General features: G+C 61.8%; 11 protein-coding genes. 3 read left to right on the forward strand and 8 right to left on the reverse strand.

Translation table 11 applies throughout. From position 1 onward, the window contains the following. Positions 1-43: 43 nt before the first annotated feature. The 6 genes from I6J72_RS05830 to I6J72_RS05855 form a co-directional block, all read right to left on the reverse strand. A complete protein-coding gene (locus tag I6J72_RS05830; RefSeq protein WP_204100277.1) occupies positions 44-1,180 on the reverse strand; it encodes a cysteine desulfurase family protein in 1,137 nt (378 codons plus the stop codon). After that, a complete protein-coding gene (locus I6J72_RS05835) occupies positions 1,180-2,139 on the reverse strand; it encodes an electron transfer flavoprotein subunit alpha/FixB family protein (protein WP_204100278.1) in 960 nt (319 codons plus the stop codon). Before I6J72_RS05835 ends, I6J72_RS05830 begins: the two co-directional genes overlap by 1 nt. A 12-nt stretch (positions 2,140-2,151) precedes the next feature. Beyond that, positions 2,152-2,952 carry an electron transfer flavoprotein subunit beta/FixA family protein gene (locus I6J72_RS05840; RefSeq protein ID WP_204100279.1) on the reverse strand — a complete coding sequence of 267 codons (801 nt, stop codon included), beginning with the start codon at positions 2,950-2,952 and terminating at the stop codon, positions 2,152-2,154. Between the two features lie 34 nt (positions 2,953-2,986). Next, the gene (locus tag I6J72_RS05845; protein WP_204100280.1) at positions 2,987-4,138 is read right to left on the reverse strand and encodes an SAM-dependent methyltransferase; all 1,152 of its coding nucleotides are present in this window, start codon (positions 4,136-4,138) and stop codon (positions 2,987-2,989) included. 10 nt (positions 4,139-4,148) lie between these two features. Continuing rightward, positions 4,149-4,976 carry an NUDIX domain-containing protein gene (locus I6J72_RS05850; RefSeq protein WP_204100281.1) on the reverse strand — a complete coding sequence of 276 codons (828 nt, stop codon included), beginning with the start codon at positions 4,974-4,976 and terminating at the stop codon, positions 4,149-4,151. Positions 4,977-5,042: 66 nt separating this feature from the next. Next, complete coding sequence (locus tag I6J72_RS05855; RefSeq protein ID WP_204100456.1) at positions 5,043-5,855, reverse strand: ABC transporter ATP-binding protein; 813 nt, start codon at positions 5,853-5,855, stop codon at positions 5,043-5,045. A 118-nt stretch (positions 5,856-5,973) separates the two neighbouring features. Here I6J72_RS05855 and I6J72_RS05860 point away from each other — a divergent pair, with 118 nt between their 5' ends. Then, positions 5,974-7,980 (forward strand): maltotransferase domain-containing protein, encoded by a 2,007-nt coding sequence (locus I6J72_RS05860; protein WP_204100282.1) that lies wholly within the window; start codon positions 5,974-5,976, stop codon positions 7,978-7,980. A 48-nt stretch (positions 7,981-8,028) separates the two neighbouring features. Beyond that, on the forward strand, positions 8,029-10,149 hold the full coding sequence (gene glgB / locus I6J72_RS05865; RefSeq protein WP_204100283.1) for a 1,4-alpha-glucan branching protein GlgB: 2,121 nt from the start codon (positions 8,029-8,031) through the stop codon (positions 10,147-10,149). A gap of 154 nt (positions 10,150-10,303) precedes the next feature. Here the strand turns inward: glgB and I6J72_RS05870 are convergent, their stop codons facing one another. Beyond that, positions 10,304-10,696, reverse strand: coding sequence for a low molecular weight phosphatase family protein (locus I6J72_RS05870; protein WP_204100284.1), 393 nt, complete (start codon positions 10,694-10,696; stop codon positions 10,304-10,306). A gap of 22 nt (positions 10,697-10,718) precedes the next feature. Further along, a complete protein-coding gene (locus I6J72_RS05875; protein ID WP_204100285.1) occupies positions 10,719-12,323 on the reverse strand; it encodes an ABC transporter substrate-binding protein in 1,605 nt (534 codons plus the stop codon). 147 nt (positions 12,324-12,470) lie between these two features. Here I6J72_RS05875 and I6J72_RS05880 point away from each other — a divergent pair, with 147 nt between their 5' ends. Further along, complete coding sequence (locus tag I6J72_RS05880) at positions 12,471-13,580, forward strand: HNH endonuclease signature motif containing protein (protein WP_204100286.1); 1,110 nt, start codon at positions 12,471-12,473, stop codon at positions 13,578-13,580. The last annotated feature ends 14 nt before the right edge of the window (positions 13,581-13,594 follow it).

The following is a 13,594-nucleotide window of genomic DNA, read 5'->3' on the forward strand; positions in this document are numbered from 1 at the left end:
GCCTTTGTCTTTGGGCGTCGGTACTGGCCGGGAGCTGTTGTGTTTACACCGACCGCGCGCGGCGAATGATCTCTGGGAGTTCTGCCAGGACGGCGTCGATGTCCTCTTCAGTGGTCATTCGTCCCAAGCTGAAGCGCAGGCTGCCGCGGCCGTGTTCTTCGTCAATGCCCATGGCTTCGAGCACGTGGGACATGCGGTTAACGCCCGCGTGGCAGGCAGAGCCGGCGGAGGCTTCGATGCCGGCGGCGTCGAGAAGCATGATGAGGCTGTCGCCGTCCGTGCCAGGGAAGGACACGTGCAGGTGAGAAGCCAAGGTGGGCTCGGCAGAGTTAATGATGACGTTGTCGATGCTGGATTCGATGCCGGCCTTGAGCTTGTCGCGGAGTGTAGTCAGGCGGGTGTCCTCCTGCTCCATTTCCGCGACGGATTCACGCAGGGCCGCAGCAAGTGCGCTGGCGCTGGCCACATCCACGGTGCCGGGGCGGATGCCGCGCTCTTGGCCGCCGCCGAAGGCTAGTGGCAGCGGCGCTGGGGTACGGCGTGCGAGCAGCAGGCCGATGCCGCGGGGACCGCCGAACTTGTGAGCGCTGGCCGCGAGTGTGGTGGCACCCAGCTCGTGGAAGTTGATGGGCAGCTTGCCGGCGACCTGTACGGCGTCGATGTGCACCGGGGTGTTGTGTGCGGCGGCGCGCTGAGTAATATCCGCGACCGGCTGAATGGCGCCGGTCTCATTGTTGGCCCACATGCAGGTAGCTAGTGCGGCCGGGGTATCCAGGGCTACGAGGTCACTGACGTGGCCGGTGGAATCAACCGGAAGCAGGTCAACGGTCGCACCGTGCTCAGCGTGGAGCTTCTCCACGGTTTCGAGTACGGCAGGGTGCTCGATGGGGGTCGAAACGATGCGCTGCGCTGCTTCGGGCGAAGCCGACTGCGCAGCGCGGAAAAGGCCTTGAATGGCGATGTTGTCCGCCTCCGTGCCGGAGGAGGTGAAGATGACCTCGATGGGTTCGCAGCCGAGCAGCTCGGCGACGGTCTCGCGGGCGTCGTCCAGCACGGAGCGCGCCTTGCGCCCCGAGGCATAGGACGCGCCCGGGTTGAGGGAACTGGCTGCCTTCGTCCATGCGTCGATGGCGCTTTGACGCATGGGCTGGGTGGCTGCGTAATCGAGGTAGAGCGGCATTAGTTGCCGGCCTCCTTGCGCTTGGTCAACTCCGCGGCGAGTGCCGGGGCGATCTCATGGAGGTCACCCACCACGCCCAAGTCGGCGATCTGGAAGAAAGGCTCGTCCTGGTCCTGGTTGACAACGACGATGGTCTCCGAGGTCTGCATGCCGGAGGTGTGCTGAATAGCACCGGAAATGCCGAGGCCGATGTAGAGCTTCGGGGACACGGTTGCGCCGGTCTGACCGATCTGGAAGGCGGGGTCGTAGAAACCCTCGTCCACAGCGTCGCGGGTGGCACCGACGGCGGCACCGAGGGCGTCGGCAAGCGGCTCCACCACATCGGCGAACTTATCGCCCACGCCGCGGCCGCCGGCCACAACGACCTTGGCGGAGGTTAGCTCCGGACGGGCGGTCTTCTCCGCCGGGGTGAAGGAGGTGACGGTGACGTCCTTCGCGGTGGCGGCAGGCAGCTCAAAAGGAGCAGGAGCTGCGGTGACCGGCTGCGGTTCCGCGGTGACGGTTCCCGGGCGCAGGGTGTAGACCACAGAGCCGGTAGCCGTGGAGGAGGTCTCGTAGGAGCCGCCAAAGATGGTGTGGTGTGCGCTGCCGTCAGCATTGATGCCGTCGACGTTGACCAAAGCGCCGGAGCCGAGGCGGGCGGCGAGGCGGCCGGCGATCTCGTTGTTGGTCGGGGTGGAGGCCAGCACGATGGGCGCCGGGTTATTGGCGGCCAAGGCGTGGAGGGCGTCAACCTCCGGGGTGACGATGCGCTGCTCATAGTCGGCGGCGGTGGCCTGAACTACCTGGGCTGCACCGAAGTTGCCCAACTCGGCATCGAAGGAGGCGGCGGTGGCGGCATCCTTGGCAACAACAACGGCGGAGACGGTGCCAAGTGCGCGGGCGGCGGTGATGAGCTCGCCGGTCACGGGGCTGAGCTGGTCTGCTTCGTGCTCAACTAGGACATAAACGTGAGACATATCTTTTCTCCTTTAACCCTCGATGAGATTCTTGGCGGCCAGGAAATCTGCGACCTTGGCGGCAGCCACGGCCGGATCAGGATCAGTGATGACCTCACCGGCGGTGCGGGCTGGGCGCTGCACGGAGGCGGTGACCGTGGTGGTGGACGGCACGCCATCAATGCCGAGGTCGGCCACGGCGAGGGTGGTGACCTCAGCCTTCTTGGCGGCCATCAGGCCCTTGAAGTTGGGGAAACGCGGCTTATCGGCCTTGTCAGTAAAGGACAGGAGGGCTGGGAGATTAGCCTCAAGCTCCCAGTGGCCGTGGGCATCCTCGCGAGTGCCGGTGGCGGTGGCACCCGCGAGGGAGGCGGCCTTGAGCTCCGTGAGCGCGGGCAGCTGGCGGTACTCGGCCAGGAGGCCAGCAACAAGGCCAGTGGAGGCGTCGGAGGAGTTATTGCCCAGGGTGATGACCTGGACTTCGCCGAACTTTTCTGCCACCTGGTTGATGGCGGCGTTGAGAACCCAGGCAGTAGCCAGGGCGTCGGCGCCGGCGAGGGCGTCGTCGACCACGTGCACGGCGTGGTCCGCGCCCATGGCCAGGGCCTTGCGCAGGGCTTCATCGGCAGCGGCCGGGCCCATGGTGAGTGCGACGACCTCATAGCCGGCATCGGCATTGTCGTCGCGCAGGCGCAGTGCCTGTTCGACGGAGTACTCGTTAACCTCATCGATGACGTTATCCACCGAGGTGCGGTCCAAGGTGTGGTCCGCCTCGAGGGTCTTCGTTGACCACGTATCCGGTACGTGCTTAACCAGAGCCACAATGACTGGCATGTGGGCACTTCCCCTTCCGTAAATTTTGAAACTATTAGGGTGCGTAATTACCTTCGGTCGATACTACTCGCGGTCCGCACAGCACCGCGACTCCTTTGGCCCCAATGCGGGTGACCACGAGCGTCTTGGCCGTCGAGCCCTTGAGCTTGAGCTTCTTGCGCAGCTGGTCCGGGTCCACTTCTTGCCCGCGTACCAAGATCTCCAGGGAGCCCACATCGTGTGCGGCCATGGCCGCCTTGAGCTTCCTCATGGGCACCATCTCGATGAATTCAAATCCAGAGGTGCCCTCCGGCAGGCGCTCACCGGTAAGGTAGGCAATGCGCGGGTCCAGCTGGTGCAGCCCTTCCCGCGCGGCGTAGTATCGCACCAGCCCGGCGCGCACGATGGCGCCGTCGGGGTCGATGAGGAAGCGGCCGATGGGGCCGGCGTCGGGAAGCTCGTGCTCGGCGACGTCATCGTCGATGACGTCCTTGGTCACGCCGTCGGGCTTGGTGCTGAGGATAACCGCCCGCTTCCCCGTGCCGAGTCCCGGTGTGTACAGGCAGGTCTCTTTGACCCCGCCGTCGAGGCTGGCCACGCAGGCTAGACCTTCCCATTCGGAGTGGTCGATGCCGGGCGCGCATTTGATAGCCATCTCGCCGTGGGTCGCTAGCAGGTCCGCCGGTGGCGGCAGGAGTTGGTCGAGGCGGGTGATGCGTTTTCCACCTTGGCGGCGGGCGGGGTCGGCGATGCAGACCCGGGCGGTGGTTGTGGTGGTAAGCGCATCGGCACGGAAGACCGGGTGCTCAATGTTGTGCTGCGCCATGGCCACGCGGGAGGCGTCGAGGTCACTGCCCACATATGTGCCGGGCGCAAAGGCCTGCCCCTCCGTGCCGATGGAGCAGGTGAGGTCGTGGACGAGGTCGACGCCGCGTGCTTTAAGAAACTGCGCGCGGTACTGAGCGACTGCCGGCGGCGTGGCCTGTTGTGCCGAATCATGGTCCATGAGCCAGTCCTGTGGCAGTTTGCCGGAGCGCCGGGAGTTCAGCAACTCGGCCACCGCGCGCCCATAGTCCCCAAACTGCGCCTGGAGCTTGGCGACGTCCCTCAGGTGCCCCTTCTTCGTCCCCTCCAGGTCTGCGGCAGCAGCGTCGATAGTGGCGGCGTTGTCACGCAGGAAGGCGACCTCGTCGAGGGTATAGCTCATGGTGTGTTTTCTAGATGCGGTTTACGGGAAAGGTGGTGAAGAATTCGCGGTAGCGTTCATCGTCTTCGGGGTCACCGATGATGGGGCGCAGGTCGGAGAAAGAGGCGTCATCCATGACCTCCTGCACGCTGCGATAGGAAGCTAGGCGCTTGAGCTGCGCCCAGGTGGGGATGGCGAGGCGTACGAGCCCGGCGCGCCAGCCGTCGAGGACGAGCTGTGGGTCGAACCATCCGGCATCGTCGGCCTCACCGGTATCGCCATCGGGTTCTTGGCCTTCTGGCAACACGCCAATGAAGAAGAAAGTGTCGAACCACTGGTTCTTGACTTCCCCGGCCCAGCGCGACCACGGCAGGAACATGTCGGCATCCACGCGCATGCCGTTGTGGGACAGGAACTCTGTGAACGAGATGGCGTGAGTTTCCAACAGTTCGCGCTCGCGGTGATAGCGGGAGGCATCGGAGACGATGCCGTCGTCCCGGATGGCCAGCAGCGTGCCGGATTCTTCGAAGAGCTCGCGTGCGGCGGCGAAGACGAGAGCATGGGCCTTGTACTTCGTTACGCCCATGCGCCGCGCCATGGAGACTACCGAGCGCCCAGCCCATAGCTCGCCGGAATCCCAGGAGCGGGGTGGGAAATCGCGGGGGTCTACTCCCCCGCCGGGAAAGACCACGTGCCCGGGGTAATTGCGCATGGTGTGGACGCGTTCTTGAATCCACACCTGGATGCCGTCGGGGCTATCGCGCAGCAGGAGGACGGTTGCGGCCAAGCGCGCGCCGTTGAAGCCGGTGGTGTCGCCACTATCGATGGCATCCAGGGCGTCGTGATCGGGCTGGCTCATGCAACTTTCCGTGTTATTGATATCGCGCACGCGCTATCAAGGGCTGCTGTCAAGGGCTTGGGTGGCTTATCGAATACGGCGGGCGAAGTACCTCTCCCCGATTCGGTCCACCTGGATGGGCTGGTGGAAGGCAGTGGAAAGGTTCTCCGATGTGAGCACCGTATTGATGAGTCCTTTGGCCACGACTCTACCCTCATCCAGGATCATCGCATGCGTAAATCCGTAAGGGATTTCCTCGACGTGGTGAGTAATCATGACGATGGCGGGGGCATCCGGGTCCAAGGCCAAATCACCCAGGTAACCCACGAGGTCCTCGCGGCCACCCAAGTCCATGCCTGCGGAAGGTTCATCCAGGATGAGAAGCTCCGGATTAGACATGAGCGCGCGGGCTAAGATGACGCGCTTCTTTTCACCTTCGGACAGCGTTCCCCACGTGCGCTTGGCTAGGTGGGAAGCGCCGACCTGGGCCAAGATGTCATCGGCACGGGAGAAGTCCATGTCCTGGTAGTCCTCGCGCCAGCGGCCCAGGACGGCATAGCCGGCGGAGATCACGAGGTCATCGACGCGTTCGCCATCGGGGATGCGGTGCTGCACGGCGGCTGAGGAGATGCCGATGGCCGCGCGGAGATCGCGCATATCGGTCTTTCCGATGCGCTCGCCCATGAGGTAGGCCACGCCGGCAGACGGGAATTCCTCGGCAGCGGCCATGCGCACGAGCGAGGTTTTGCCCGCACCATTCGGGCCGATGATGACCCACCGCTCATCGAGCTCAACCTGCCAGTCAACGGGGCCGACGAGGGTATTGCCGCCGCGGCGCAGCTCGACGCCGCGGAAGTCGATGAGCCAGTCCTCATCGGTGGGCTGGTTCTCTAGGTTCATATCGCCAGTTTGCTCAGGAGTGTTCACAGTCCCCCATTGTGGCCGATATTTTCCGTCGCCGGTGTAACTGACACAGTCTTCCCCGGTGAAACTGGCACAGCTGCATTATTCTATGGGCATGACTCAACGCCTTGGTATCGACGATGTCCGCCCTTCTCTTTCTGGAAACGTAGCCTCGAAAGCCGTAGTCGGCGAGGTTATCCCCGTCACCGCATTGGTATGGCGCGAGGGCCACGACGCCGTTGCCGCAACCCTGTCGGTATGGAACACCGAATCCCCCTCCACCTCCTCCGTCACGATGACAGTGGATCCGGATAACCAGGATCGCGTCCATGGTGTCTTTACCCCTGCTACCCCGGGCCGCTGGTTCTTCCGCGTCGATGCCTGGTCTGATCCCATGGCCACGTGGCGAAATGCCGTCACCAAGAAGATGGAAGCCGGCCAGTCGGCACGCGAGCTCAACAACGATCTTCTCCATGGCGCGGAGCTCTTTGAAGAAGCCGCACTTCAAAGCCCGAGCGAGAAGGCTGAGCTGCTGTTTAAGGCATCGAAGGCGCTGCGGGACGAGCAGGGGGACGTCGATAAGCGCGTGCGTACCGCGCTTTCTGATGAGGTCGCTGAGATTCTGCACCACCACCCACTGCGCCACCTCCTCGTGGAAGGTGACATCCACGAAGTCTTGGTGGATCGCCGCGATGCGCTGTTTAACTCTTGGTATGAGCTCTTCCCGCGCTCCACGGGTGGGTGGGACGCCGAGGGCAACCCGGTGCATGGCACCTTTGAGACCACCGCGCAGGCACTTGAGCGCGTGGCGGCCATGGGCTTTGACACCGTGTACTTCCCGCCGATTCACCCCATTGGTGAGGTGCACCGCAAGGGCAAGAACAACTCCGTTGTAGCTGAGCCCGGCGATGTCGGCTCACCGTGGGCCATCCAGGATCATTCCACCACTCACCCGGAACTGGGCACGATGGAGGACTTCAAGGCCTTGGTGAAGAAGGCCGAGGAATTGGGCCTCGAAGTCGCCCTCGACCTGGCGCTCCAGGCCTCCCCAGATCATCCGTGGGCCAAGAGCAATCCGGAGTTTTTCACCGTGCTTGCCGACGGCACCATTGCCTACGCCGAAAACCCACCCAAGAAATACCAGGACATCTACCCGCTGAACTTCGATAACGACCCGGACGCCATCTACGCGGAGATTTATCGCATCGTCATGATTTGGGTCGAAGCCGGTGTCACCACCTTCCGCGTGGACAACCCACATACCAAGCCCACCAACTTCTGGAACTGGCTTATTTCCAAGGTGCATGTGACCCACCCAGAGGTCATCTTCCTGTCTGAGGCCTTTACCCGCGCCCCGCGCCTCTTCGGTCTGGCTAAGGCCGGCTTTACGCAGTCCTATACCTACTTCACGTGGCAGACCTCCAAATATGATCTGACGAAGTTCGCACAGATGCATGTGGAGCAGGCCGATATTTGCCGCCCCAACCTCTTTGTCAATACCCCGGACATTCTCCACGAGTCTCTCCAGACCGGCGGGCGCGCCATGTTTGCCATCCGCGCTACGTTGGCGGCCACGCTTTCCCCGCTGTGGGGTGTCTATTCCGGTTTCGAGCTCTACGAGCACCAGGCCGTGAAGCCGGGCAGCGAGGAGTACCTCGATTCGGAGAAGTACGAGCTGCGACCCCGTGACTTCCAGGCAGCCATCAAGTCCGGTGACTCCCTGGAATCCTATATCCGCCTGCTCAACCTCATCCGCCGTGAGAATCCGGCACTGCAGCAGCTGCGTACGCTGCGCTTCCACAACACAGATAACGAGGCCATCATCGCCTACTCCAAGGCGGATGCCGCGACCGGCAACGTGGTTTTGATCGTAGTGAATCTCGATCCGCGCAATGCGCAGGAGGCGACGGTCTACCTGGATCTGCCCGCCGTGGGCCGCCACCCGGGGGATCACTTCACCGTCCAGGATGCTATTAGTGGCTCGGCCTACGAGTGGTCCGACCGCAACTTTGTGCGCCTCGAGCCGCTTCGCGACGTCGCCCATGTCTTCATCCTGCCTCCTGCCGACCATGACCTGCAGGAGCAGCTGGCCTGGCGCCGTGTGGAGGACTACCGCCCCTAGTTGTCTTTTGGCCCGCGCGGGTGACGAGAGTTAGGTAATTTGGTCATTATGAACATCCCGGCCACCGATCGTGAACGTCTCAATTCCTGCCGCCACCATGCTCCCCATGATTTTTATGGGTGGCATCAAGGAACCGTCCGCACCCGCCGCCCCGGTGCCGAAGCCGTCGAGCTCGTCACCGCGGAAGAGACCATCGCCATGACCCAGGTCGGCGATGACATCTGGGAGGCGCCGCTGGCGGTTGAATCCGACTACCGCCTGCGCATCACCTACCCTGGTCAGCCTGCAGTTGAGGTGGCCGATGGCTACCACTTCCTGCCCACCCTGGGCACCTTGGACCAGCATCTCATTGGTGAGGGCCGCCATGAGCGCCTGTGGGACGTGCTCGGCGCCAATCTGAAGACCTACACCACCGACATGGGCGAAGTCACCGGTACCGCTTTTGCCGTGTGGGCCCCGAATGCAGAAGGTGTAGCCGTTGTCGGTGACTTTTGCGGTTGGAACCCTACTCAGTTCCCCATGCGCAGCCTGGGCTCCACCGGTATCTGGGAGGTCTTTATCCCGGGCGTTGGTGAAGGCGAGCGCTATAAGTTCGCCGTACATGGCAAGAATTCGCCGCGCATCGATAAGGCCGATCCCCTGGCCAAGCGCACCATTGCCCCGCCGGAGACGGCCTCGGTAGTAACGCAGTCCGACTTCGCGTGGACTGATGAGGAATGGATGTCGCAGCGCAACGATGACCTCGATGTGCCGATGAGCATCTATGAGCTGCACGTCGGCTCTTGGAAGATCGGCGCCAACTACAACAGCCTCCGCGAGGAACTCATCCCCTACTTGCTCGAGCACGGCTTTACCCACGTGGAAATGCTGCCCGTGGCCGAGCACCCCTTCGGCGGTTCCTGGGGATACCAGGTGTCGGGCTACTACGCTCCGTCTGCCCGCTGGGGCGCCCCGGACGAGCTGCGCGCGCTCATCAATGACCTGCACACGGCCGGCATCGGCGTCATCATCGACTGGGTCCCCGCCCACTTCCCCAAGGATGAATGGGCACTCGGCCGCTTCGACGGCCAGGCGCTGTACGAGCACCCCGACCCGCGCCGCGGCGAGCAGGCAGACTGGGGCACCTACGTCTTCGACTTCGGCCGCAACGAGGTCCGCAACTTCCTCGTGGCCAATGCGCTTTACTGGGCGGAGGAATTCCACATCGACGGCCTGCGTGTCGACGCGGTAGCTTCCATGCTCTATTTGGACTACTCCCGCGACGAATGGCTGCCCAACATCTACGGCGGCCGCGAAAACCTTGAGGCAGTCCAATTCCTCCAGGAAACTAATGCCACCCTCCACCGAACCCACCCGGGTGTTCTCACCATTGCGGAGGAATCCACCTCCTGGCCAGGTGTTACCGCGCCGACTCACGAAGGCGGCCTCGGCTTTAACCTGAAGTGGAACATGGGCTGGATGAACGACACCCTGGAATACTTCAAGCACGAGCCCATCCACCGCCGCTACCACCACGGTGAGCTGACGTTCTCCATGGTCTATGCCTACTCCGAGCGCTACGTGCTGCCGTTTAGCCACGATGAGGTCGTCCACGGCAAGGGCTCCCTGTGGGAGCGTATGCCGGGCGATGATTGGAACAAGGCCGCGGGCCTGCGTGCCCTTTACGGATACATGTTCTCCCATCCCGGCAAGCAGTTGATGTTTATGGGCCAGGAGTTCGGTCAGACCACCGAGTGGTCTGAGGGCAACTCCGTGGACTGGTCCAACCTAGAAGGCTGGGGCAACGAATGGCACCACGGCATCAAGCGCCTGGTGCGTGATCTCAACGTGGTGTACAAGCAACACCCAGCCCTGTGGTCGCAGGACTTCACCCAGGACGGCTTCCAGTGGGTCAAGGCGGATGACTCCGACAACAACATGTTGGGCTATGTGCGCTACGGCAAGGACGGCTCCGCGCTGTTGGCGGTGTGCAACTTCTCCGGCAGCTCCGTGCCCAACTATGACCTCTGGGTGCCGCGCGATGGCGAGTGGGAGCTGGTCATCAACACCGACGACGCCGTCTACCAAGGCGCCGGCAACGACCTAGCCCATCATGTTCACTCGGAAGGCAACCACCTCCACCTGCACCTGCCGGCTAATTCAGTGCAGTGGTATGCCTTCCGCGGCTAAGCTGAGTGGCCTAGCGCCGAGCCTGGTTCGGCACGTGCTCACGCTCGTCGCAAGCAAGGCCTGAGAGAGACAACTGCCCGATCTGCCAAAGATCACCGCTGGGATCGAATTCCAGCCCCTACTTTTGGCAGATCAGGCAGTTTCAGTTTCAGTCCTACGCGTGAGCATCAAGGAAAGCTCTTACGCGAGCATCAATGTCATCGCGCAGCGCATCCATACGCTCCTCGCCCTCCATGCCGCGCAGGGACGGATCTTCAATCTCCCAACGCTCAGCCACTCCGTCATAGTCGGCATCCCCGACGACGATGACGTGGTCGACGGAGGAGGCTAGGGATTCGTCGATAAGCGTCGGCGTTCCCGACATATCGGCACCAATCTTGGCCAGTGAGGCCTGCGCCTCGGCATTTACGCCCTGCTCACGGTGCTGCTCGGTGGTCTGCACGCCAGCGGAATAGATATCCCAGTCCGGAGCGTGCTTCTTAGCTAGAGCGGCCGCCATCTGAGATTTGCCGCGATTGGTGTTACAGAGAAAAAGTACGGAGGTCATACCTCCGTACTGTAGACGATGATTACTGAACGGTTTTCTCAATCTCGTAGTAAACCGGCAAGGACTTCCAGTTGAAGGTCACGTTGCTGACGTTCTCAGACCAGCCGCCGACGACGTTCGGGGAGAAAAGCGGAATGGCAGGAAGGTCACGCAGGAGCAGTTCCTGGGCCTGGTTGTAGAGCTTGGCGGCTTCCTCCGGGGAATTAGCGCCATTGGCCTTGACGATGAGCTCATCGAACTCCGGGTTGGAGTACTTCGAGTCATTGGAGGCCACACCAGTGGTGAAGTTCGGGCCCAAGAAATTACCCATCGATGGATAGTCCGCGAACCAGGCGGTGCGGTAGGCACCGTCCATGCGCTCAGCGCGGTAGGCCTCACGGAAGGACTTAAAGTCCGGATAAGGGTTACCCACGGCTCGGATGCCCAAGGTGTTGCTGATGCTATTGGCCACGGCATCGGCCCAATCCTTGTTATCGCCATCAGTGTTGTAGTTGATGGGGAAGGTGTCTTCAAAGGCACCGTACTTCTTGTCGGCCTCGGCCCACAGCTTCTTGGCCTCCTCGGGGTTAAAGTCCAGATTCTCCGAGCCTGGCAGGCTGTCGCTATAGCCCTGCAGCACCGGGGAGGTGAACTCGCGGGCTGGTGTGCGGGTGCCGTGGAAGATGGTCTTCGCGATTTCCTCGCGGTTGATAGCCATCGACACCGCGCGTCGACGTAGAGCGCCCTCTTCCCCACTAAAGTGCGGGGTGTCCACGTGAATGGACATCTCTAGGTAGGTAGCAGCCGGCTTCGTTTCCTGGCGCTCGCCCAAGTCCTGCTCGTAGTTGCCGAATGCCGAGGACGGGATTGCCTCCAGCACATCGAGATTATTGGAGAGCAGATCCATGTAGGAGGCTCCGCTGTCAGCGTAGAAGACGAACTCGAGGCCATCGTTCTTCGGCGTGCGCTCCCCGCCGTACTCTGGGTTCGGCTCCAGAACAATGTTCTGGTTGTGGTTCCATTCCTTGAGCCGGTACGGGCCATTAGACACTGGGTTCTCACCAAAGCCCTGCGGATCCTCGAGGGCTTCCGGCGGCAGCGGGAAGTAGGCGTTATAGCCCAGGCGCGACGGGAAGTCACTCTCCGGCTGGGTCAGTTCGATGGTGAAGGTGCGGTCATCGAGGACCTTGAGGCCCTCCATCTCCTCCACACCTTCGCCGTAGCCTTTGATGGAGGAAAAGAAGCTCTCGTTAAGCTGCTCGTTCGCCACCGCATAATTCCACGTATCGACGAATGTCGCGGCCGTAACCGGCGTGCCGTCAGAGAAGGTGATGTCCGGCTTAAGGGTGACCTTGTAGGTCTTCTCCCCTTCTTTGTCGATGGACTCCGCCATCTCATTGTGGACCTCACCGTCAGCGTCGTAGTAGATGAGGCCGGAGTAGAGCATATCGACGACGCGCCCGCCGCCGTTCTCATTCGTCATAGCGGGGATAAGCCCCTGCTGGGGCTCGGTACCGGGGACGCGGACGATGGCATCACCACCGGCAGCCGCCTCTTGCGAGCTCCCGCCACACGCGGCCAGTGGCACAGTGAGTGCCACTGTGCCCAACAGTGCGGTAGCGGTTCGGAGAGTGCGAGATGTGCGCATGAGATTCCTTCTGTCAGAGCAACACTGAGATGTGCGTTACAACACTTTTTAGAATGTAGCATTACTCAATTCACACCCGAGGAGCTTTGGGAAACTTTTCGCTGCTCCGGTTGCGGGGTTGGTGGGCCTGTTTTAGTCTCTGTGGCCATGGGGGTATTAGAAACCTACTTCCACTACCGCAACTCGGGGATCGCGCTAGTGGAACAAGCATCCAGCTCACCCGATGAGCTCCGCGCGCTCGGCGCCGACCCAGCCGATGCCACAGAACTTGCCCACCTTCACCGCACCTACTTCGGGCACACCCGCTTTACCGGCAAACAACGCAAAGCACGTGCCGCCGCGGTGGCACACAAACATAGCCTTAGCATTCTCACCCTGATTGAGTCCTACACCGCACGCGTGAAAAAAGACCTCGATGCCTGGAACCTACGCATCAAGCTTGCCGGCACCCCCGCCCACAAAATCCGCCAGGTTGCCACCACACGCCTAAAAGAACTTCAGTCCAAGCGCACCGCCAAACCCGGAGTACGCTTCACCTACCGCTCTAAGGGACCGAACTCCATCACCATCACCGACGCCCCGACTGTCATCGCCGATATCCGCGGAACCCTAGAATCCGTTAATAAAACAAACCTGCTTGATGCTGCCCGCACCGTCATTGTCACCGGCGGTATTGGCACCAAACCCGCCGTACATGCCCAAGTCGTTGTCACCCTCAACGAACTCGACCAAATTATTAATGGTGATGGGGAGGAAATCGAACTTAACCTCACCAACGGCGGGCGCATGAGCGGGGCAGACTTTTTGGCCTACAAGTTTGCTGAGATTGGCTACGCCACCCTCATCCACCCTTTGGAAGGACCTGTTAACTCTTATAGGATTCAGCGGCATGCCAGCTGGAAACAACGCATCAGCCTGGCAGCTGAATTCCAAACCTGCTCTAGGCCCGGCTGCAACAAACCCGCTGATTACTGCGAAGTCCACCACCTCATCCCCTGGCAGGCAGGAGGTTTTACCAACCTTAAAAACCTCACCTTCCTGTGCGCCTACCACAACGGTATTAACGATGATGACCCTAAACGCCCCACTGGGCGTGGTTACATGTTCCGGCTGAACACCGGGGTGAGCTACATCCCGCCCTGGGGTGTGCCAATTACCGCCATGCCCGAATACCAAGAAGCCACAGCCCGACTCGCTTCTGAGAAAGCAGCTGAACAAGCCACAGGGCAACCACCCGACCCGCCGGGTGCGAACTGAAGCTTCGCACCCAC

It is taken from the genome of Corynebacterium sp. FDAARGOS 1242 (assembly GCF_016889985.1).
GTDB classification, from domain to species: domain Bacteria; phylum Actinomycetota; class Actinomycetes; order Mycobacteriales; family Mycobacteriaceae; genus Corynebacterium; species Corynebacterium minutissimum_B.

Bases quoted from the DNA above. Each gene is read 5' to 3' on its own strand.
- I6J72_RS05850 (WP_204100281.1), bottom strand. From the start codon at position 4,976: ATGAGCCAGCCCGATCACGACGCCCTGGATGCCATCGATAGTGGCGAC.
- I6J72_RS05880 (WP_204100286.1), top strand. From the start codon at position 12,471: ATGGGGGTATTAGAAACCTACTTCCACTACCGCAACTCGGGGATCGCG.
- I6J72_RS05835 (WP_204100278.1), bottom strand. From the start codon at position 2,139: ATGTCTCACGTTTATGTCCTAGTTGAGCACGAAGCAGACCAGCTCAGC.
- I6J72_RS05840 (WP_204100279.1), bottom strand. From the start codon at position 2,952: ATGCCAGTCATTGTGGCTCTGGTTAAGCACGTACCGGATACGTGGTCA.
- glgB (WP_204100283.1), top strand. From the start codon at position 8,029: ATGAACATCCCGGCCACCGATCGTGAACGTCTCAATTCCTGCCGCCAC.
- I6J72_RS05845 (WP_204100280.1), bottom strand. From the start codon at position 4,138: ATGAGCTATACCCTCGACGAGGTCGCCTTCCTGCGTGACAACGCCGCC.
- I6J72_RS05860 (WP_204100282.1), top strand. From the start codon at position 5,974: ATGACTCAACGCCTTGGTATCGACGATGTCCGCCCTTCTCTTTCTGGA.
- I6J72_RS05875 (WP_204100285.1), bottom strand. From the start codon at position 12,323: ATGCGCACATCTCGCACTCTCCGAACCGCTACCGCACTGTTGGGCACA.
- I6J72_RS05855 (WP_204100456.1), bottom strand. From the start codon at position 5,855: ATGAACCTAGAGAACCAGCCCACCGATGAGGACTGGCTCATCGACTTC.
- I6J72_RS05870 (WP_204100284.1), bottom strand. From the start codon at position 10,696: ATGACCTCCGTACTTTTTCTCTGTAACACCAATCGCGGCAAATCTCAG.
- I6J72_RS05830 (WP_204100277.1), bottom strand. From the start codon at position 1,180: ATGCCGCTCTACCTCGATTACGCAGCCACCCAGCCCATGCGTCAAAGC.